At 71.9% G+C, this 20147-nt stretch carries 20 protein-coding genes and 1 pseudogene; 6 read left to right on the plus strand and 15 right to left on the minus strand.

Going from position 1 to position 20147, the window contains the following annotated elements:
• Positions 1-18: 18 nt before the first annotated feature.
• Positions 19-477 (plus strand): cell division protein SepF, encoded by a 459-nt coding sequence (locus tag ACH4S7_RS26980; RefSeq protein WP_398523882.1) that lies wholly within the window; start codon positions 19-21, stop codon positions 475-477.
• Positions 478-521: 44 nt separating this feature from the next.
• On the opposite strand, the gene ACH4S7_RS26985 is transcribed toward ACH4S7_RS26980, so the two are convergent.
• Both ACH4S7_RS26985 and ACH4S7_RS26990 read right to left on the minus strand, forming a co-directional pair.
• On the minus strand, positions 522-1712 hold the full coding sequence (locus tag ACH4S7_RS26985) for an acyl-CoA dehydrogenase family protein (RefSeq protein ID WP_398523883.1): 1191 nt from the start codon (positions 1710-1712) through the stop codon (positions 522-524).
• 140 nt (positions 1713-1852) lie between these two features.
• On the minus strand, positions 1853-3496 hold the full coding sequence (locus tag ACH4S7_RS26990) for an MFS transporter (protein WP_398523884.1): 1644 nt from the start codon (positions 3494-3496) through the stop codon (positions 1853-1855).
• A 464-nt stretch (positions 3497-3960) separates the two neighbouring features.
• Here ACH4S7_RS26990 and ACH4S7_RS26995 point away from each other — a divergent pair, with 464 nt between their 5' ends.
• Positions 3961-4947 (plus strand): phosphatase PAP2 family protein, encoded by a 987-nt coding sequence (locus ACH4S7_RS26995; protein WP_398523885.1) that lies wholly within the window; start codon positions 3961-3963, stop codon positions 4945-4947.
• Positions 4948-5152: 205 nt separating this feature from the next.
• Here the strand turns inward: ACH4S7_RS26995 and ACH4S7_RS27000 are convergent, their stop codons facing one another.
• A complete protein-coding gene (locus ACH4S7_RS27000) occupies positions 5153-5368 on the minus strand; it encodes an I78 family peptidase inhibitor (RefSeq protein ID WP_398523886.1) in 216 nt (71 codons plus the stop codon).
• 424 nt (positions 5369-5792) lie between these two features.
• Here ACH4S7_RS27000 and ctaD point away from each other — a divergent pair, with 424 nt between their 5' ends.
• The gene (ctaD, locus tag ACH4S7_RS27005) at positions 5793-7499 is read left to right on the plus strand and encodes a cytochrome c oxidase subunit I (protein ID WP_398523931.1); all 1707 of its coding nucleotides are present in this window, start codon (positions 5793-5795) and stop codon (positions 7497-7499) included.
• Here ctaD and ACH4S7_RS27010 read toward each other — a convergent pair.
• From ACH4S7_RS27010 to ACH4S7_RS27030, 5 genes and pseudogenes are all read right to left on the minus strand, one after another.
• A complete protein-coding gene (locus ACH4S7_RS27010) occupies positions 7459-8415 on the minus strand; it encodes a helix-turn-helix transcriptional regulator (protein WP_398523887.1) in 957 nt (318 codons plus the stop codon). The two genes, ctaD and ACH4S7_RS27010, sit on opposite strands and share 41 nt — an antisense overlap.
• Before the next feature lie 243 nt (positions 8416-8658).
• Positions 8659-9936, minus strand: a complete 1278-nt coding sequence (locus ACH4S7_RS27015) for a glycosyltransferase (protein WP_398523888.1) — start codon at positions 9934-9936, stop codon at positions 8659-8661.
• Positions 9937-10400: 464 nt separating this feature from the next.
• A complete protein-coding gene (locus ACH4S7_RS27020; protein ID WP_398523889.1) occupies positions 10401-10634 on the minus strand; it encodes a LysM peptidoglycan-binding domain-containing protein in 234 nt (77 codons plus the stop codon).
• Between the two features lie 9 nt (positions 10635-10643).
• Positions 10644-10724: pseudogene (locus ACH4S7_RS27025) on the minus strand (transglycosylase family protein); the annotation flags it as partial.
• A gap of 9 nt (positions 10725-10733) precedes the next feature.
• Complete coding sequence (locus ACH4S7_RS27030; RefSeq protein ID WP_398523890.1) at positions 10734-10970, minus strand: hypothetical protein; 237 nt, start codon at positions 10968-10970, stop codon at positions 10734-10736.
• A gap of 392 nt (positions 10971-11362) precedes the next feature.
• Here ACH4S7_RS27030 and ACH4S7_RS27035 point away from each other — a divergent pair, with 392 nt between their 5' ends.
• Positions 11363-12163, plus strand: coding sequence for a hypothetical protein (locus tag ACH4S7_RS27035; RefSeq protein WP_398523891.1), 801 nt, complete (start codon positions 11363-11365; stop codon positions 12161-12163).
• 190 nt (positions 12164-12353) lie between these two features.
• Positions 12354-12635 (plus strand): hypothetical protein, encoded by a 282-nt coding sequence (locus ACH4S7_RS27040; protein ID WP_398523892.1) that lies wholly within the window; start codon positions 12354-12356, stop codon positions 12633-12635.
• 122 nt (positions 12636-12757) lie between these two features.
• Here the strand turns inward: ACH4S7_RS27040 and der are convergent, their stop codons facing one another.
• The 5 genes from der to aroH form a co-directional block, all read right to left on the minus strand.
• Positions 12758-14206 (minus strand): ribosome biogenesis GTPase Der, encoded by a 1449-nt coding sequence (gene der, locus ACH4S7_RS27045; RefSeq protein ID WP_398523893.1) that lies wholly within the window; start codon positions 14204-14206, stop codon positions 12758-12760.
• A gap of 57 nt (positions 14207-14263) precedes the next feature.
• Entirely contained in the window at positions 14264-14914 is a 651-nt protein-coding gene (locus ACH4S7_RS27050) for a lysophospholipid acyltransferase family protein (RefSeq protein ID WP_398523894.1), read from the minus strand.
• Complete coding sequence (cmk, locus tag ACH4S7_RS27055; RefSeq protein ID WP_398523895.1) at positions 14911-15660, minus strand: (d)CMP kinase; 750 nt, start codon at positions 15658-15660, stop codon at positions 14911-14913. The genes ACH4S7_RS27050 and cmk overlap by 4 nt, the downstream gene beginning before the upstream one ends.
• A 242-nt stretch (positions 15661-15902) precedes the next feature.
• On the minus strand, positions 15903-16988 hold the full coding sequence (locus ACH4S7_RS27060; RefSeq protein WP_398523896.1) for a prephenate dehydrogenase: 1086 nt from the start codon (positions 16986-16988) through the stop codon (positions 15903-15905).
• Positions 16985-17347 carry a chorismate mutase gene (gene aroH, locus ACH4S7_RS27065; protein WP_398523897.1) on the minus strand — a complete coding sequence of 121 codons (363 nt, stop codon included), beginning with the start codon at positions 17345-17347 and terminating at the stop codon, positions 16985-16987. Before aroH ends, ACH4S7_RS27060 begins: the two co-directional genes overlap by 4 nt.
• 285 nt (positions 17348-17632) lie before the next feature.
• On the opposite strand from aroH, the gene ACH4S7_RS27070 reads away from it, so the two are divergent.
• Positions 17633-18313 carry a DNA polymerase beta superfamily protein gene (locus ACH4S7_RS27070; protein ID WP_398523898.1) on the plus strand — a complete coding sequence of 227 codons (681 nt, stop codon included), beginning with the start codon at positions 17633-17635 and terminating at the stop codon, positions 18311-18313.
• A 45-nt stretch (positions 18314-18358) separates the two neighbouring features.
• Here ACH4S7_RS27070 and ACH4S7_RS27075 read toward each other — a convergent pair whose 3' ends face one another.
• The gene (locus tag ACH4S7_RS27075) at positions 18359-19393 is read right to left on the minus strand and encodes an ADP-ribosylglycohydrolase family protein (protein ID WP_398523899.1); all 1035 of its coding nucleotides are present in this window, start codon (positions 19391-19393) and stop codon (positions 18359-18361) included.
• Positions 19390-20115 (minus strand): NUDIX hydrolase, encoded by a 726-nt coding sequence (locus tag ACH4S7_RS27080; RefSeq protein WP_398523900.1) that lies wholly within the window; start codon positions 20113-20115, stop codon positions 19390-19392. The genes ACH4S7_RS27075 and ACH4S7_RS27080 overlap by 4 nt, the downstream gene beginning before the upstream one ends.
• Between the last annotated feature and the right edge of the window lie 32 nt (positions 20116-20147).

A 20147-nucleotide genomic window follows, 5' to 3' on the forward strand; every position in this document is an offset into this window, starting at 1 on the left:
CAGTGGAAGGAGGCGTCGATGGGATCTGTGCGCAAGGCGAGCGCCTGGCTGGGACTGGTTGAGGACGACGAGCGTCATCACTCCGACAGGTACGCCGAGTACGCCGAGTACGGCGAGTACTCCGACGATGCCGAGACGGGTGACGCGTGGGTCACCGACCCTCGGGTGCGCGTTGCCTCCGAATCCGCCCCGGCCGAGAGCCGCAGGATCGCCACGGTCTCGCCCACCTGTTTCCGGGACGCCCGGGGCATCGGTGAGCTGTTCCGGGAGGGCGTCCCGGTCATCGTGAACCTGACCTCGCTGGAGTCCGGCGACGCCAAGCGCGTCGTGGACTTCGCGGCCGGGCTGACCTTCGGGTTGCGCGGATCCATCGAGCGGGTGGCGACCCGGGTCTTCCTGCTGAGCCCCGCGCATACGCAGGTCGTCAGCGGAGAGGCACCGGGCCGGCCCCAGGACGGCTTCTACAACCAGAGCTGAGCGGGGCGCTCGCCGACTCCTGTCCGGTCACCGCGCTTCATCGGTCACCGGAAGGCGTCCAGGCCGGTGAGCGCCTTGCCCAGCACGAGCTGGTGCATCTCGACGGTGCCCTCGTAGGTGAGCACCGACTCCAGATTGGTCGCGTGCCGCATCACCGGGTACTCCAGCGAGATCCCGTTGGCACCGAGGATGGTGCGCGCGGTACGGCAGATCTCGATCGCCTCGCGCACATTGTTGAGCTTTCCGAAACTCACCTGCTCGGGGCGGAGCCCGCCCGCCGCCATGCGCCGCCCCAGATGGTGGGCGAGCAGGATGCCCTTGTGCAGCTCCACCGCCATGTCGGCGAGTTTGGCCTGGGTGAGCTGGAAGCCACCGATGGGCCTGCCGAACTGCTCACGGGTGCGCGCGTACTCCAGCGCCGACGTGAAGCTGGCGCGCGCGGCGCCCATCGCGCCCCAGACGATCCCGTAACGGGCGTGGTTCAGACAGCTCAGCGGCCCGCGCAGGCCGGTGACCCCCGGCAGCACGGCGTCGGCCGGCAGCCGGACCCCGTCCAGCACCAGTTCACTGGTGACGCTGGCGCGCAGGGACCACTTGTGCTTGATCTCGGGCGCGGAGAAGCCGGGGGCGTCGGTCGGTACGGCGAAGCCGCGGATGCCGTCGTCCGTCTGCGCCCAGACGACGGCGACCTGGGCCACCGAGCCATTGGTGATCCACATCTTGCGACCCGTCAGCACCCAGTCGGAGCCGTCCCGCCGGGCGTGCGTGCGCATCCCGGCCGGGTCGGAGCCGTGGTCGGGCTCGGTGAGACCGAAGCAGCCGATGATCTCGCCGGCCGCCATCCCGGGGAGCCAGCGCAGCCGCTGCTCCTCGGAGCCGTACCGGTGGATCGCGTACATGGCGAGCGAGCCCTGTACGGAGACCAGGGAACGGATGCCGGAGTCGACCGCCTCCAGCTCCAGACAGGCCAGTCCGTACTGGACCGGGGTGGCGCCCGCGCAGCCGTAGCCGGTCAGCGGCATCCCGAGGGCACCGAGCGCGCCGAGTTCCCGGGTCAGTTCCCGGATCTCCGGCAGCTCCCCGCGTTCGTACCAGTCGGCGATGTGCGGGAGCACCCGGTCGGCCGCCCAGTCGCGCACGGTGTCGCGGATGGCGAGGTCCTCGGGGTCGAGCAGATCGTCGAGGCCGAGGGGGTCGGCGGCGTCGAAACGGGCGGGCTTCGCGGATGCGGACATGTCATGGCCTCCGATGACGCTGGCGAGCGCTCGCCGACGGCACGACGGCACGGGTCAACAGCGCACCCCCGACCACGCTCACCCGAACAGGGGAATCGAAAAACTAGCGGTGCTAGTAAACGAATCCCGACGGTACGGGGTCAGCCCGCCGGGCGTCCAGACCCGCTCGCCGCGGCCGGCGTCCGGCCGGCCTGGACCGTGGGCCCCGCCCCCTCCGACGGGGCGCGCGGCGGCGGACACTTCTCGGCCACCACGCAGTCCATCAGCCGGGGCAGTTTCAGCGCGGCGAGCGCGCCGAGCAGCAGCAGCCCGGCACTGACCAGCAGCGTGACATGGAGTCCGGTGACGAAGGAGTGACGCGCCGTGGACCGCAGCACCTCACCGGCCGCGCCACCCAGTCGGTCCGACACCTGGTACGCCTCGCCCAGCGAGTTCGACGCGGCGGAACTGGCGGCGCGCGGGACACCCGCGAGCGAGTGGAAGGCGGGCGCGTAGGCCGCGTTCATGACGCTGCCGAGCAGCGCGATGCCGATCCCCGCGCCCAGTTGGTACGAGGTCTCGCCGATCGCCGCCGCCCCGCCCGCGTGCTCCGCCGGGGCATCGCTGAGCATCGACTCGTACGCCGCGAAGAGCGTCGTCTGGAGCCCGAAGCCGAGCAGGACGAAACCGGTGGTCAGCAGGAGCGGACGGTCGTCCTGGCCCATCAGCGTCAGCAGCAGCACGGCCGCCGCGGTCAGGGCGAACCCCCAGCAGGCCATCCGGCGCGGTCCGACCCGGCGCAGGGTGTACGAGCCGGTCGCGCCGGCCGCCATCGCGGCGAAGGTGAGCGGGAGCAGCCGCAGACCGGTCTCCAGCGGGCCGAGGCCCAGGATGAGCTGGAGGTACTGGACGGCGATCAGCTCCAGGCCGACCAGCGCGAGCATCGCGAGCACGATGCAGCCCACGGAGGTGGAGAAGGTGGCCGATGCGAACATCCGGATGTCTATCAACGGATGGCTGAGCCGCTTCTGCCGGCGGACGAACAGGGCCAGCAGCACCGCGCCGGCCAGCAGCGGACCGAGGGTCGCGGGCTCCAGCGGGGAGTGACCCACGCCGAGCCGCTTCACCCCGAGGACCATGCCGAGCACCCCGGCCGCGGCCATCAGCGCGCCGAGCACGTCCCAGGGCCCACAGAGGTCCCCGCGGGACTCGGGCAGCAGCCAGCGGCCCAGCGGGAGGATCACGGCCATCAGCGGGATGTTGATCAGGAAGACCGAGCCCCACCAGAAGTGCTCGATGAGGAAACCGCCCAGCACCGGCCCGGTGGCGGCACCGACGGCGGCCACCGCCGTCCATATCCCGATCGCCGTCGCCCGCTCGCGCCGGTCCGGGAAGACGGTACGGAGTATGGAGAGGGTCGCGGGCATGATCATCGCGCCACCGACGCCGAGCAGGGCGCGCGCGGCGATCAGCACCTCGGGGGTGGTGGCGAGTGCCGCCGCCGCGGAGGCGACACCGAAGATGCCGTATCCGATGAGCAGCACCCGGCGCCGTCCGACCCGGTCGCCGAGGGTGCCGAAGAGGATCAGCAGGGCGGCGCAGATCAGCGGGTAGGCGTCGACGATCCACAGCAGTTCGACACCGGTGGGACGCAGATCCTCCGTGACCGCGGGGACGGCGATGTGGAGCACGGTCGCGTCCAGCGCGACCAGCAACAGACTGACACAGAGGACGAAAAGGACGACCCAGCGGTTGGCGCCACCGGCGACGGCACGCAACCGTGCGGCCGTGGTCGTCCCTGACATGCGGTACCTCCAGTGGTGCGCTCGCGCTCGGTGGGCCGGCCGGGGACGGGGACGGTCCCTCCGGGCGGTCCGGCATCGACGGGCGAGCGAGCCGTCAGCGTACGCGAGTTCAAGCCGTGGGCGAGTGGCACCCCCTCACCACTTCGGGCCGGGGAGTGTGGCGTACGACACGCCCGCGCGCCCCGGACCGGCGCCCGCGCGCGGCGCCGGTCCGGAAGGTCCCCGACCGCTCCTGAGGCGTCGGGAAATCGATACATCCGGGCGGCACGCGTCAATTCATGGCGCGAAAAGGGCCTTCGGTGGGAGCACCGACGCAATGGTGCTCATGACATCGGGAATTTCTGAATTGTCGCATGATTGACGCGCGATAAATCACGCCACTGAGACCCACTCCACATCACATCGTCATCACAAAGCAGCGGGATCGACCTAGCCACACACTCACTCGCTGTAACGTCGATAGGGTGCGTACCGACATCTTCGCCCGCTTGGACCGAGAGCCGGAACCGCCGAAGATAGAGATCCCGCGGATGAGCCGCACCCGTCTCGCCCTCTTCGGCGGGACGTCTGCGTTCTATCTCGCCATCGTCGTCGCCGTGCTGGCGTCGACCTGGTTGGTGATCATCGACTGGAAGGTCATGCTCTTCCGGCCCTACCAGCAGTGGCCGGAGCTGCACGCCTTCCTCGACTACTTCGTGGTCCTCGGACAGCGCGGCCCCACCGCCGTGATGGTCGCCGCCTGGCTGGGCTGGCGCTCCTGGCGTCAGCACACCCTGCGGCCCCTGCTGGTGCTCGGCGTCTCGCTGCTGCTCCTCAACACGACCGTGGGCGCGGTCAAGATCGGCCTCGGCCGGCTCGGCCCCCACTACGCGACCCAGGTCGGCTCTCCCGAGCTGTTCGCCGGCGGCGATATATTTCCGTCAGGACATACCGCGAACGCGGTCGTGACCTGGGGAATCCTGGCCTATCTGGCCACGACTCCGCTGACTCGGCGCTATCTGTCGGCGCTCTCCGCCACGGTCTCGCTCGGTGTCGGTCTCACCACCGTCTACATCGGTACGCACTGGCTGAGCGATGTGCTGCTCGGCTGGGCGGCCGGGCTGCTGATCCTCCTCGCGCTGCCCTGGTGCGAGCCGCTGATCGGCCGCGCGGAGGCGTGGATCCTCGGACAGCGCGAACGGTGGCGCGCGCGCCGTCGGCTCGCTCCGTCGCTGCCGGTCGCCACGGGCGGCCCACGGCCCGGAATGGTTCCGCGGCACGCTCCGCTGGAGCCCGCGGAGGCCCCGGCGCGTGAGCCGGTGGGGGCGGTGGGGACGCTCGCCGGGGCGGGCGGCCGGTCCACCGCGCAGCTCACCCAGCAGAGACCGCACACCGCCCGCTCCGAGCGGACCCCGCTCACCCCGTCGGGTCACCGTCGCCCGTCGTCGGCACGGCACCCCACCGGAAGCTGATCCGCCTTCCCGCCTCTCCCCCGCCCCAGCGAGTACGACACAGGGCCCCGATGCCGGATCGGGGCCCTGTTCTCTGCGGTGCCCCTTTTACGTGGGGGGCGGGGGCCGGGACGGCGTACGGGCGTACGGGCGTACGGGACAGGTGTACGGGTCCGGGCGGCCGGGGGCACGCGACAGCGGCCCCCGGGGGCGGGAGGCGAGGGGCTCAGCCGTGCCAGCAGCGGATGACCGTGCCGCCCCGCACCTCGAAGTTCAGCCTGCCCTCCAGATACTCCAGGGTGATGATCGCGCCCGGAGGCAGGGACCGCACCGTGGTCCAACCACCCTGCCGGGCTCGTCGCTCGGCGTCGTCGGCCGGCAGGCCGACATAGGACTCGGGGGCGTCGCCCGGCGCTGCGGAAGAAGGCTCTATGGGTGCCATGACACCCACCGTAGGCGGCAGCGGACGGTGACGGAAGCCGAGCGGGGGTTGATCCGCCGGCAGTCCCGCACACCTCAGTGGTCACGCTTCTGTCACAGGTCACGACACGCGTTCAGCCTAAAATCCATCACCCGAACGGGCAGTTCGACACCTGGGGCACGGTAATTCCCCCGCAGGTCGAGGATCATGCAGAATTCCCGCTGGGAATGCGCCTGGGACGAACACCGGAGGGCGAATTGACGGACCGTGAAGCATCCACCGTTTCCTTACAGAATCCCCCCGCGTGTTCGAATTCCCCGGTGGGTCGGTCGACAGCGGAGCGGGTTCCGGGGCGCGTACGCACCCCTGGGCGCGCGGCCACCGGGCGGGCGCCCCGAGCCGGACGCGGGACCGATCAAACCCGGCCAAGAGCGGCGGGACGCGGGTGACCGGTACGGAGACCGCGCGAGCCGCGGGCCCCCCGACACCGGCCAGGCGCCCGGGTCGCGTACTCGCGGAATGGCTGACCACCACCGACCACAAGAAGGTCGGGCACCTCTATCTGATCACTTCCTTCGTCTTCTTTCTGATCGCCGGCCTGATGGCGCTGCTGATGCGCGCCGAACTGGCCCGTCCGGGGCTTCAGCTCATCGACAACGAGCAGTTCAATCAGGCGTTCACCCTGCACGGCACGATCATGCTGCTGCTCTTCGCCACCCCGGCCTTCGCGGGATTCGCCAACGCGATCATGCCGTTGCAGATCGGCTCACCCGATGTGGCCTTTCCGCGGCTGAACATGTTCTCGTACTGGCTCTACCTCTTCGGCGGGCTGATCGTCCTCGGCTCGCTGCTGACGCCGAGCGGGCCGGCCGACTTCGGCTGGTTCGCGTACGCCCCGCTGAACTCGCTGGAACGGTCGCCGGGCGTCGGCGCGGATCTATGGATCATGGGACTCGCGCTGGCCGGATTCGGCACCATCCTCGGCGCGGTCAACTTCGTCACCACCATCGTGGCGATGCGCGCCCCGGGGATGACGATGTTCCGGCTGCCGATCTTCACCTGGAACGTGCTCTTCACCTCGATCCTCGTGCTCTTCGCCTTCCCGGTGCTCGCGGCGGCGCTGCTGGTCCTGGAGGCGGACCGGAGGTTCGGGGCGGTGGTGTTCCAGCCCCAGAACGGCGGGGCGCTGCTCTGGCAGCACCTGTTCTGGTTCTTCGGGCATCCCGAGGTCTACATCATCGCGCTGCCGTTCTTCGGCATCGTCACGGAGATCCTGCCGGTCTTCTCCCGCAAGCCGATCTTCGGCTATCTCACGCTCGTCGGCGCGACGATGGCCATCACCGGGCTCTCCGTGGTGGTGTGGGCGCACCATATGTTCGCCACGGGGGCGGTGCTGCTGCCGTTCTTCTCGTTCATGTCGTTCCTGATCGCGGTGCCCACCGGGGTCAAGTTCTTCAACTGGTCGGGCACGATGCTCCGGGGCTCGCTCTCCTTCGAGACCCCGATGCTGTGGTCCGTCGGCTTTCTGGTGTCGTTCTTGTTCGGCGGGTTGACCGGAGTGATCCTGGCGTCACCGCCGATGGACTTCCATGTCACCGACTCGTACTTCGTGGTGGCCCACTTCCACTACGTCGTCTTCGGCACGGTCGTCTTCGCGACCTTCGCCGGCTTCTCCTTCTGGTGGCCCAAGCTCACCGGCCGGATGCTGGACGAGCGGCTCGGCAAGATCCATTTCTGGACGCTCTTCGTCGGGTTCCACACCACGTTCCTGGTGCAGCACTGGCTGGGCGCCGAGGGGATGCCCCGGCGGTACGCCGACTATCTGGCGGCCGACGGCTTCACAGCCCTCAACACCCTGTCGACCATCGGCTCGTTCCTGCTGGGGGCCTCCACGCTGCCGTTCCTCTACAACGTCTGGAAGACGGCGAAGTACGGGGAGCGGGTCACGGTGGACGACCCCTGGGGGTTCGGGCGGTCACTGGAGTGGGCCACCCCCTGTCCGCCGCCCCGGCACAACTTCACCACGCTGCCCCGGATCCGCTCGGAGTCGCCGGCCTTCGACCTGCACCACCCGGAGTTCGCCGCCTTCGAAGCGGCGGACCGGGAGGCGATCAGCCGAGCGCGTGCGAAAGACGGTCCCGGACGGTCCTGATCCGCTCGGTCAGCTCCACCGGCTCCACGACCTCGAACTCGACGCCGAGGAGCACCACATGGATCACCATCACGTCCAGGCTCGACGCGCCGGTCCGCAGCAGACAGCTCTTCTCGTCGATCGCCTCCAGCACGCCGACGGACGGGCCGACGACCTTCGCGGCCTCGGCGGCCGAGAGGTGCAGGCGGAAGGTGGCCCGGGTGGCGTAGACGCGGGTGGAGACGCCCTGCGAGACATAGGCGGCGAGATCGTCGGCCGGTGGGGTGCGCGGGGTGAAGCGGGGGCCGTGCGGCGGCTTCGGGACGATCCGGTCCGCCCGGAACGTACGCCAGTCTTCCCGGTCGATGTCCCAGCCGACCAGGTACCAGCGGTGCTCGGTGCAGACGAGGCGGTGGGGTTCGACGGTACGGCGGCTGCTGGCTCCGGAGTGGTCGCTGTACTCGAAGCGCAGCCGTTCGCCGTCCCGGCAGGCGTTGGCCAGCTCGGTGAGGACGGAGGGGTCGATCAGCGAGCTCTGCGGGCGCAGCATGGGCACGGTGAAGGCGTTGAGCGCGCAGACCCGCCGCCGGAGCCGGTCCGGCAGCACCTGCTCCAGCTTGGCCAGGGCGGCCACGGACGCCTCGCCGATGCCCTTGATGCCATGGCCGGCCGCGGTACGCAGTCCGACGGCGACGGCCACCGCCTCGTCGTCGTCGAGGAGGAGCGGCGGCAGTTCGGCGCCGGCGCCGAGCTGATAGCCACCGCCGGTGCCGGGGCTGGCGTTGACCGGGTAGCCCAGCTCTCGCAGCCGGTCCACATCGCGCCGCACGGTGCGCGGGGTGACACCGAGCCGTTCGGCCAGTTCGGGGCCGGACCAGTCGCGGTGCGCCTGGAGCAGCGAGAGCAGGCGCAGGAGTCGTGCCGAGGTCTCCAGCATGGGGAGAGTCTGCCAGTGCTCGCGGACAGCTTCTGTCCGCGATTCCCTGGCGGAGAGGGCCGGGCAGCCGCCCGGCCGGTGACATGACCGGCGCCGTCGCGGACCGCGGCCACCGTCGCCCGCGCCGGCCCGCGCCGGCCCGCGCCGGCCCGCGTCGCCCGCGTCGCCCGCGTCGCCCGCGTCATGCTTGCCGCCGGTGCCGCCCTTACCCGCGCACCGCCGCTTCCACCGTGCCGGGGGTGGTTACCGCTTCCTCTTGCGTATCGCGTCGGCCAGCCCGTGGCGGAGGGAGTACAGCCCCGCGTGGAGCGTGCCCCGGACCCGGTACGCGGCGTCGCGCAGGCCGCCGCGCGGGCCGGACCGGTCGCGGGCCAGCAGATCGGTGAAGATGGCCTCGTGGCGTTCGGCGATCCGCGCCGGATCGAAGCGCTCGGCGGCGGCAAGGGCCGCGGTGGCCGTGCGCCGACGCAGTTCGTCGTCATCGATCAGTTCGAGGAGCGCGGCGGCGACGGCGGCCGAGTCGCCGACGGGCACCAGCCGCCCGTCCACGCCGTCCTCGATGATCTCGCGCGGGCCGTGCGGGCAGTCGGTGGCGACGACGGGGAGGCCGCAGCGCATCGCCTCGACGATCGTCATCCCGAAGGACTCCCGGGCGGAGGTGACCGCCGCGATCGAGCCCTTGACCCACTCCGTCTCCATCGGATGGGCGTTGCCCATCAGCGCGATGTTCTTCTCCAACTGTCGCTCGGCGATCAGCGCCGTGAGCGTGTCCCGTTCGTTCCCGGTGGCGTCACCGCTCCCGTAGATCCGCAGTTGCCAGTCGGGCCGGGCCTCGGCCACCGTGGCGAACGCCTCGACGAGGACGTCGTACCGCTTGACCCGGGTGAGCCGGCCCGCGGCGACCACGAACTTGGCGGTGCTGTCGGCGGGCGGCACGGCCGGTGCGGGCACACTGTTGGGCACCCCTTCGATCCGTACGCCGGGCAGGCGCATCCCGGTGCGGTACGCCCGCGCGTCCGCCTCGGTGACCGTGGTGATCGCGTCGAGCAGCGGATAGCGGTGGCTGATCTCCCGGCGCAGCCGGTAGCCATGGCTGTCCAGCGAGAGGTGTTCCTGGGCCACCCGGACGATGGCGCGGTCGGCCTGGCGGGCGATGTGGACGTTGAGCCCCGGCCGGGTGCCGACGACGACATCGGCGCTGAGTGAGCCCAGATGGGCGGCGATCCGGGCGTCGGTCAGCCGGCTGTACTGGCGGTGCCTGCCGTCGCCACGGGGGAAGACCTTGGCGGGGCGCTGGTAGTCGGGATGGTCGCCGTCGAAGTCGGGGCTGTGCTTCCGCAGGTCGACCAGGTGCTTCATGGTGACGCCGGTCGGCACTCCCATGAGCGGTGTGTCGCGGTGCCGGAAGACCGAGACGACCTCCACCTCGTGCCGTTCGGACAGGGCCTCGGCGAGGGTGAAGGTGGTACGGATCGTTCCCCCGATGCCGTACCCGTTGTGGAGCAGGAATGAAATGCGCATGCCGCTGAGCGTCCGTTCCCCCGTGGTCAAAAAATGGTCAAGATCGGACTCTACTGCGCCGATTCGATCAGAGAACGCCAGGGGTGGAAGGGACGTGGTGGATGGAGCAATCGGTTCACGCCATCACCCGGTCCCGGGTCCGTACGGGTGACGGGATCCGGAGGCGGATCGAGGTATCGCGGCCCGGGCTCGCGGCGGGAGCCGCACGACCGGGTTCGGTGCGGGAGCGGCACGGGGGCACGTGGCGTCCCGGCCCCGGGCAACAGGCCCGGAGGTCGCCTCGCCGACCGGGCACCCGGGGCCGGGACAGGAGCTGCCCGACAGGCCGCTCCGGGCCACGACGCCGGGAATCACGGCACCGGACACCGGGGTTCAGGGCCGGCGCGGACCAGGGCCGGCGCGGACCGGTCCAGCAGGGGCCAGACGGGCAAGGATCAGGCCGGCAGGGGCCAGAGGGGCAGGGGTCAGGCCGGCAGGGTCAGCAGCATTCCCACCGTCAGGTGGTCCGGCGAGGGGCCGATGACGTCCCGGTTGGCCTCGTACAGGGCCTGCCAGCCGCCCTTCACCCGGAACCGGGTGGCGATGGCGAACAGTGTGTCCCCGGGCTGGACGGTGTGCGCCCGCCCACTGAGCCCGTACCGCTGCGAGCAGACCGGCCACGCACCCCAGCCCTGCGTCCGCAGTACGTCCTGCGCCACCGTGATCTGCTGGGCGCGGGTGGCGAGGTCGGCGCGGGGCGCGTACGTCAGCCCGCCGAACCCCTCCCAGGTCGGCTGCCAGAACTGCAGACCGCCGTACTAACCGTTGCCGGTGTTGGCGGCCCAGTCGCCGCCGCTCTCGCACTCCGCGACGCAGCTCCACGGCCAGCCCGTCGCGGCACAGGCATGGGTGCCCGGCCCGGAGTCGACGCCGGCGCCGGGGCTCCCGGGCGCCGGCGGGGGCGGGAGCGTGGGTGCCGCCAGCGCGGTGCCCCACGGCAGGAGGGCCAGCAGCAGGGCCGCCACGGCGACGGCCGGCGAGCGGAAGGTCGGCATCGCCTCACGCTAGGCGGCCCCGCGGCGCGCGGTCCGGCGCCGCGCACAGCCCGGCCCACCGCCCCACCCGGTCGGCCCCACCCGGGGACCGACTGCTGCCCGGAGCCCCCGACTACCGCAGGTAACGGCGAAATCAAGTCGCCCCATTGATTCGCGGATTTCCTGATTTGTCGACCTACCGACGAACACACCAGAGCCGGACCGATCCCCCAACGCCCGCACCCCCACGCGCCGTTGACCCGGAGTAACCGTTTCCGCCCGTCTTCTCACCACCCGCGCCGGTTGGTTCGATTCGGTTCCCCGCCATGCGTGACTCCGGCCACCTGAGCCCGTTGAACTCTTTATGAGCCGGGACTCACCCGGTCCACCAGATCAAGTCCGAGGAGCCACCCGTGCCGCGCATGCTCGACGTCAGTGAGGACGTACGCGCCGAGATCGGTGATGAAGAAGCCGACCGGCTGCTCACCGGCGAGAACGCCCCGGGCAGCTACGACTGCACCTCCTGCCGCACCCCGGGCGACACCGAGCAGGAGCGCACCAGCACCGTGCTCTTCGTCGGCGAGGAGTCCGCCGTTCTCGCCTTCGCCCACGCCGGCTGCATCCCCTCGCAGGTCGTCCAGATCGCCGAGGCCGAACTACAGGGCGCCGTCCGGTCCATCACGGGCGACCAGCCCGGCCCGTACGGGACCGCCGCCAACCCGCTGAACGTCGCCCCCGGCCAGGCGGTCCTCGGTATCACCAGCGGACTGATCCTGATCAACGGCGAGCTGCATCCGGCCCTCGTCGTCGAACCGACCGCGCCCATCGCCCGCCCCGGCACCCCGGGCGACGGCGTGGACGACTTCCTGCCGCTCCTCATCGAGCAGGGCTTCCAGCCGGTCCACGACGTCAACCAGCGGCCCGGCCCGCTGCACGGCTGGTCCGTGCTGCTCGCCATGGGCCAGCTACACGCCGTGCTCCAGCCGGGCACCGGCGGCGGCACCCCGGTCGCCTGGTGGCAGGCCCATCAGCCGCTCCAGGTCACCGAGGGCTGGCGGACGGCCGCCAACAAGTCCCACACGGTGCTGGTCTACGCCGCCCCGGCCGGCTCGATCGGCCAGCAGCCGCGCGAGGACCTGCTGCGGGACTCGCTGGAGAAGGCGGCGGCGGGCGGGCGGCTGGTGGCCGTCGCGATGCCGCTGGCGGGCACCTGAGCCCCCGCCCGGGCCCGACGCCCCCGGGGGCACCCGCCCGCCGCGTGCGCCCCGTACCCCCGCCACCGTACGGGCGTACGGGCGGCGAAACCCCGGGCGGTCGGGAGTGACGGGCGGGACCCCCGGTCGTTTCAGGTACGTGCACTCATACGACCCCTCCGGCCCGCCGTACCAGAGCGGCATCCCGGGTATGCGACCCGCGCACGAGACCACCGCGGGCCACTCCCCCACACCCATCTTCGACCGGCTGTACGCCGAGTACCGCAGGTCGTTCCGGACGCTGCCCGGTGACCGGAGCGGTGAGGAGGATCTCGGCTTCCAGGCGTTCGGCCCGGGGCCGACGGGCGGCCGGGGACTCGCGGCGGTGAGCCACACCCCGTACCCGGGGGCCGGCTGGGCGCCGTACCCCGTACCCCGGGCGTACGTCACCCACCATCCGGCCGCGCTGCCCCCGGCCCCGCGCGGCGGCTGACCGCTGGCGTCACGGCCCCCGGCGTCACGGGGGCGCCGGTACGGGGACGGGGCGCCGCCCCAGGACCGGTTCACCCGGTCCGGAGCGGCGCCCCGTCGTCCGTCACCCGCGCGGGCGGGCGATCACTTCTTGCGGCCGCGCTTCTCCCGCACCCGTACCGAGATGTGGATCGGGGTGCCCTCGAACCCGAACTCCTCACGGAGCCTGCGCTCCACGAAACGCCGGTAGCCGTGCTCCAGGAAGCCGGAGGCGAAGAGCACGAACCGCGGCGGCTTGGTGCCCGCCTGGGTGCCGAAGAGGATGCGGGGCTGCTTGCCGCCCCGGATCGGGTGCGGGTGCGCGGCGACGATCTCGCCGAGGAAGGCGTTGAGCCGTCCCGTCGGCACCCGGGTCTCCCAGCCGGCCAGCGCGGTCTCGATCGCCGGGACCAGCTTCTCCATGTGGCGGCCGGTGCGGGCGGAGACATTGACCCGGGGCGCCCAGGTGATCTGCGCCAGCTCGGTCTCGATCTCGCGCTCCAGGTAGTACCTGCGCTCCTCGTCGAGGTTGTCCCACTTGTTGAAGGCGATCACCATGGCACGGCCCGACTCGACGGCCATGGTGATGATGCGCTGGTCCTGCACGCTGATGGATTCGGTCGCGTCGATCAGGATGACCGCGACCTCGGCCTTCTCCACGGCGGCGGCGGTGCGCAGGGAGGCGTAGTAGTCGGCGCCCTCCTGAAGGTGGACCCGGCGCCGGATACCGGCGGTGTCCACGAACTTCCAGGTGACCCCGCCCAGCTCGATCAGCTCGTCGACCGGGTCACGGGTGGTGCCCGCGATCTCGTTGACGACCACCCGGTCCTCGTTGGCGACCTTGTTGAGCAGCGAGGACTTGCCGACGTTCGGACGGCCGATCAGGGCGATCCGACGCGGTCCGCCGACGGCGGTGCCGAAGGTCTGCGCCGGAGCCTCGGGCAGCGCCTCCAGGACGGCGTCGAGCATGTCGCCCGTACCGCGGCCGTGCAGGGAGGAGACGGGGTGCGGCTCGCCGAGGCCGAGGGACCACAGCGCGGTGGCGTCCGCCTCGCCGCTGGGGCCGTCGACCTTGTTGGCGCAGAGGACGACGGGCTTGCCGGCCCGGCGCAGCAGCCGGACGACGGCCTCGTCGGTGTCGGTCGCGCCGACCGTGGCGTCCACCACGAAGACGACCGCGTCGGCGGCCTCGATCGCGTACTCCGCCTGGGCGGCGACGGATGCGTCGATCCCGAGGACGTCCTGCTCCCAGCCGCCGGTGTCGACGAGCTTGAAACGGCGGCCCGCCCACTCGGCCTCGTAGGTGACCCGGTCGCGGGTGACACCCGGCTTGTCCTCGACGACGGCCTCACGGCGGCCGATGATCCGGTTCACCAGGGTCGACTTGCCGACATTGGGCCGGCCGACGACGGCGAGAACCGGCAGCGGGCCGTGACCGGCCTCACCGAGGGCGTCCTCCACCTCGTCTACTTCGAAACCCTCTTCCGCGGCGAGCTCCATGAACTCCGCGTACTCGGCGTCGCCGAGTGCTCCGTGGTCGTGCTGGTCGTTCATGAAGTCCGTTCCTCGTTCGTCAACCGGATCACGATCACGCGATCCACTACTCAAGTCTTACCCGGCGCGCCCGGTGAGGCGCCTGGCGTTTTCCAGGTGGGCGGTCAGCCGCTCCTGGATGCGTACGGTGGCTTCGTCCAGCGCCGTGCGGGTACGACGGCCGCTGCCGTCACCCGCCGCGAAGGCGTTCCCGAAGACGACGTCCACCCGGCCGCGCAGCGGAGGCAACGCCTTGACCAACCGTCCGGCGCGCTCCGTGCTTCCCAGTACCGCGACGGGTACGACGGGGGCTCCGGTGCGTACGGCGAAGTAGGCGAGCCCGGCGCGCAGCGAGGCGAAGTCTCCTTCGCCCCGGGTGCCCTCCGGGAAGATGCCCAGGACCCCGCCGTTCTCCAGGACGCCGATGGCGCCGGTGACGGCGGTGCGGTCGGTGCCCGTGCGGTCCACTTTGAGCTGACCGATTCCCAGCAGGAAGGGGTCGAGCGGACCGACGAACGCCTCTTTCTTGATCAGGAAGTGCACCGGCCGGGGGGCGGTGCCCATCAGCATGGGGCCGTCGACCATGTGCGAGTGGTTCACCGCGAGGATCACCGGGCCGGCCGACGGGACCCGCCAGGCGCCCAGGACCCGGGGCTTCCAGAGCCCGTACATCAGGCCGATGCCTATGCGCCGTCCGACGACCGCGCCGCGCGCGGAGGGAGCGGTCACCGCACCGCCCGCCGCTCCGTGCCCGCAGCGCCCTCGGCGGCCTCGGCGGCCTCGGCGGCCTTGGTGGCCGCTCCGCGGCGGGACTCGACCAGGGTCACCACACACTCGATGACCTGCTGGAGCGACAGCTCGGTGGTGTCCACCTCGACCGCGTCGGCGGCCTTGGCCAGCGGGGAGGTCTTCCGGCCGGAGTCGGCCGCGTCCCGCTTGATCAGGGCTTCCTTGGTGGCCGCGAGGTCAGAACCGGCCAGCTCGCCACTGCGGCGGGCGGCCCGGACCTCGGCCGACGCGGTGAGGAAGATCTTCAGATCGGCGTCCGGGAGCACTGTGGTGCCGATGTCCCGGCCCTCGACGACGATGCCGGTCACCGCGGAGGCGGCGATGGCCCGCTGCAGCTCGGTGATCCGGGTCCGCACCTCGGGGACCGCGCTGACCGCGCTGACGCGGGAGCTGACCTCCTGGGTACGGATGGGGCCCGCGGCGTCGACGCCGTCGACGGTGATGGTCGGCTCGCCGGGGTCGGTGCCGGAGACGATGACCGGCTTGGCCGCCGCGGTGGCGATCGCGGCCGGATCGTCGATGTCGACACCGTTGTTGATCATCCACCAGGTGATCGCCCGGTACTGCGCGCCGGTGTCCAGGTAGCTCAGCCCCAGCTCGGCGGCGACCGCCCTGGAGGTGCTCGACTTGCCCGTGCCGGCGGGGCCGTCGATGGCGACGATCACGGATTCCACGGTGTCGGACACCTTTCCTGGGGGGTGCGGGGGCCGAGCGGAAGTGCGGTGGGCCCCGAACAAGGTTACCGATTGCCGGGACCCGTCACCGACCACGGACGGGCGGAAGCGGTCGGGGCCGGGCCTGAGGACCCCGCGGCAGGTCCGGCCGGAGCGCCCGCGGCACCCCGGCCGGACCTGCCGGCCATGGCACCGGGCACCCCCGCCGGGGGGGGTGGGGGCCGTCCCGTGATCCGCCGGGGGGGCCGGGGGCGCTACTGCCGGATGGACCAGCCCCGGTCCCGCAGGGACGCGGTCAGCTCCGGGGCCGCCGCGGGCTCCACCATGAGCTGCACCAGACCCGCCTGCTGTCCCGTGGCGTGCTCGATGCGGACGTCCTCGACATTGACGCCCGCACGGCCCGCGTCGGCGAAGATCCGCGCCAGCTCGCCCGGCTGGTCGCTGATGAGCACCGCGACGATCTCGTACGAGGCCGGGGCGGTGCCGTGCTTGCCGGGGACCCGGGCGCGGCCCGCGTTGCCCCGGCGCAGCACGTCCTCGATGCCCTCCACCCCGCCCCGCCGCTCGGCCTCGTCCGCGGACTGGAGCCGGCGCAGCGACCGGACCGTCTCGTCGAGGTCGGCCGCGACCCCGGCCAGCACATCGGCGACCGGGCCCGGGTTGGCGGAGAGGATCTCCACCCACATCCGGGGGTCGGATGCGGCGATCCGAGTGACGTCCCGGATGCCCTGGCCGCAGAGGCGGACGGCCGTCTCATCGGCCTCCCGCAGCCGGGCGGCCACCATGGAGGAGATGAGCTGGGGGGTGTGGGAGACGAGTGCGACGGCCCGGTCGTGGGCGTCGGCGTCCATGACCACCGGGACGGCCCGGCAGAGCGCGACCAGTTCGAGGGCGAGGTTGAGGACCTCGGTGTCGGTGTCCCGGGTGGGGGTGAGCACCCAGGGCCGCCCCTCGAAGAGGTCGGCGGTGGCCGCGAGCGGACCGGAGCGTTCCTTGCCGGCCATCGGATGGGTGCCGATGTAGGCGGAGAGGTCGAGGGCGAGCCCCTGGAGTTCCCGCCGGGGGCCGCCCTTGACGCTGGCGACGTCGAGATAGCCGCGGGCGATGCCGGCGCGCATCGCGTCGGCGAGTGCGGTGGCGGTGTACGCCGGGGGCACGGCGATGATCGCGAGGTCGACGGGCCCCTCCGGGGGCTGGTCGGTGCCCGCGCCGAGCGCGGCGGCGGTACGGGCCCGCTCGCCGTCGTGGTCGACGAGGTGGACGGCGACCCCGCGGCCGGCCAGCGCGAGGGCGGCCGAGGTGCCGATCAGGCCGGTTCCGATGACGACGGCGGTTCTCACTGGGCGATGTCCTTGCGCAGGGTGGCGGCGGCTCCGAGGTACACATGGGTGATCTCGGCCCGGTCCAAGCTCGACTCGATATGGGCGAGGATCCGTACGACCCGGGGCATCGCGCCGGTGACGTCCATCTCCTGCGCGCAGATCAGCGGTACGTCGGTGATGCCGAGCCTGCGGGCGGCGGCGGCCGGGAAATCGCTGTGCAGATCGGGGGTCGCCGTGAACCAGACGCTGATCAGATCGTCGGCGATGAGTCCGTTCCGTTCCAGAATGGCGGTGAGCAGCTCGCTGACCTGCTCGTCCATGTGCCCGGGCTCGTCCTGTTCGAGCTGGACGGCTCCACGGACCGCTCGTACCGCCACGTCGTACTCCTTCTCGGTGCCTCGTCTGCGCGGGTGCTCCGATCAGCGTAGTCAGCTCGGCGCGGTCGGCTCGGCGCGGTCGGCTCAGCTCGGTCAGCCGCGCGGGAGGGGCGCGGCCCCCGGGTGCCGTCTCGGCGCCCCGGAGACGGCACCGGCGCGGAGACGGATGCGGAGGCCAATGTCACCCGGCCGGGACCACCCCGCCACTCGGCACCCCCCGGCGCCTGCCGGGGCGGCGGATCACCGTCCTCAGGGGAGCCGACCCCGCTCGCATAGCCTGTTCCCATGACACCGGACGAGCTGATACGCGACCACACGATCTACTCCTGTGTCATGGGCTCCCGGGCCTTCGGTCTCGCCACCGAGAGCAGCGACACCGACCTCCGCGGGGTCTTCGTCGCCCCCACCCCGCTCCACTGGCGCTTCGAGAAGCCGCCGACCCACATCGACGGTCCGGACGACGAACAGTTCTCCTGGGAGCTGGAGCGCTTCTGCGTGCTGGCGCTGCGGGCGAACCCCAACATCCTGGAGTGCCTCCACTCCCCGCTCGTCGAGCGGATCGACGACACCGGCCGCGAACTGCTCGCGCTCCGGGAGGCGTTCCTGTCCCGCGCGGTGCACCAGACGTTCGTCGGCTACTCGCTGGGACAGCTCAAGAAGCTGGAGGCGGACGTACGACAGCACGGCGCGCCCCGCTGGAAGCACGCCCAGCATCTGCTGCGCCTCCTGCTGAGCTGCCGGGATCTGCTCCGTACGGGAGAACTCGTCCTCGACGTGGGCGACGAGCGGTCCCGGCTGCTCGCGATCAGGAACGGCGAACACTCCTGGCCCAAGGTGGAGTCCTGGGTCGCGAGCGCGGCCGACGAGGTGGACGCGGCGGCGCTGCGCAGCCCGCTGCCCGCCGAACCCGACCTGGCCAGGGTGGAGGACTTCCTCGTCCGGGTCCGCCGCGCCTCGGCGCTCTGAGGGGCTCCCCCCGGCCAACTGGGGGAACCCCGTCCGGGCGGCGGGTCAGGCGTCCCAGAGCGCGCCCAGTGACATCAGGTCGCTGTGGTGCTCGACCCGTTCGGACCACTCCTTGGGCCAGGCGCCGGCGCCCAGGTGCGCCCCCGCGAACGCGCCCGTGAGGCAGGCGATGGAGTCGGAGTCGCCCCGGGTGCAGGCCGCCCGGCGCAGCGCGGTGACCGGGTCGCCGGGGAAGAGCAGGAAGCACTGGAGGGCGGTGGCCAGGGCCTCTTCGGCGATCCAGCCGTCGCCGGTGGTCAGGCAGGGGTCGGTCTCCGGGGCGGGGTCGCGCAGGGCCGCCGTGAGCCGGTCCAGGGCGGCGAGGCACTCGTCCCAGCCGCTGGCGATGAACGCCTCCGGGGTGCGGGCGCTGGAGCGGCTCCAGAGGGTGCCGAGCCAGCGCGCGTGGTACCGGGAGCGGTTGTCGTACGCGTAGGAGCGCAGCCGGCCCACCAGGCCCAGCGGCTCCACGCCGCGCACCAGCAGGGAGACAGCGTGGGCGGTGAGATCGCTCGCGGCGAGCGCGGTGGGGTGGCCGTGGGTGAGCGCGGACTGCAACTGGGCGGCGCCGGCCCGCTGCTGCTCGCTCAGCCCGGGGACGAGCCCGATCGGCGCGACGCGCATATTGGCGCCGCAGCCCTTGGAGTCGATCCGGCTCGCCTCCGTCCACGGCAGTTGTGCGTCGTCGAGCAGCCGGCAGGCGGTCAGGCAGGTGTTCCCGGGGGCGCGGTTGTTCTCCGGGGAGTGGTACCAGGCCACGAACTCCTCGCGGAGCGGCCCGGTGAACCGGCCGGGGTCGAGCAGTCCGTGGTCCATGGCGGTCCGGACGGCGCGTGCCAGGGCGAGCGTCATCTGGGTGTCGTCGGTGACGAAGGCGGGGCTGGGCAGCTCCATCTCCCGCCAGGGGCCGCACTTGACGAGGATCTGCGGCACGGTGTTGAACTCGGTGGGGAAGCCCAGCGCGTCCCCGAGCGCGAGCCCCATCAGCGCCCCGGTGGCGGCCTGCTTGGTGCGGGTCCTCGTGGTCCTGAGCGTGGTCATGGCTGCCGTCCTTCCGGTCGCAGGAGGGGCGGACGCAGCGTGGTCGCGGCACCCGCCGTGTAGAGCGCGGCGGGTTTTCCCCGTCCGCCGGTGCGGCGCGGCGGGCCCTCGACGGCCTGGACGAAGCCGGGCGTGGCGAGGACCTTGCGCCGGAAGTTGGGCGGATCCAGCTCGACGCCCCAGACCGTCTCGTACACCCGCCGCAGCTCACCGATGGTGAACTCGGGGGGGCAGAAACTGGTGGCGAGGCAGGTGTATTCGAGCTTGGCGCCGATCCGGTCGTGGGCGTCGGCGAGGATCCGGTCGTGGTCGAAGGCGAGTCCGGTCGCGGGGCGGAGCGGCATCCACTGGGCGTGGGCAGCGTCTCCGCCGCCGTGCGGTTCGGGCAGATCGGGCAGGAGGGCGGTGTACGCGACGGAGACGACCCGCATCCGGGGATCGCGGTCCGGTTCGCTGTAGGTGCGCAGTTGCTCCAGGTGGTGGCGTTCGACGACGCGGCGGGAGAGGCCGGTCTCCTCGGCGAGTTCGCGGAGCGCGGCGGCCCCGGCCGACTCGTCGGGGCGGACGAACCCGCCGGGGAGCGCCCAGGCGCCGAGGTAGGGGTCTTCGCCGCGCCGGACAAGCAGTACGTGCAGCCGCTGTTCGCGGACGGTGAAGACGGCGAGATCGACGGTGACCGCGAAGGGCGGGAAGGCTCGCGGGTCGTACTCCTGGACGGTCATCGGCCGCACCGGGACGGTTCGGTGGCGCCGGA

It is taken from the genome of Streptomyces sp. NPDC020965 (assembly GCF_044333555.1).
Lineage (GTDB): Bacteria > Actinomycetota > Actinomycetes > Streptomycetales > Streptomycetaceae > Streptomyces.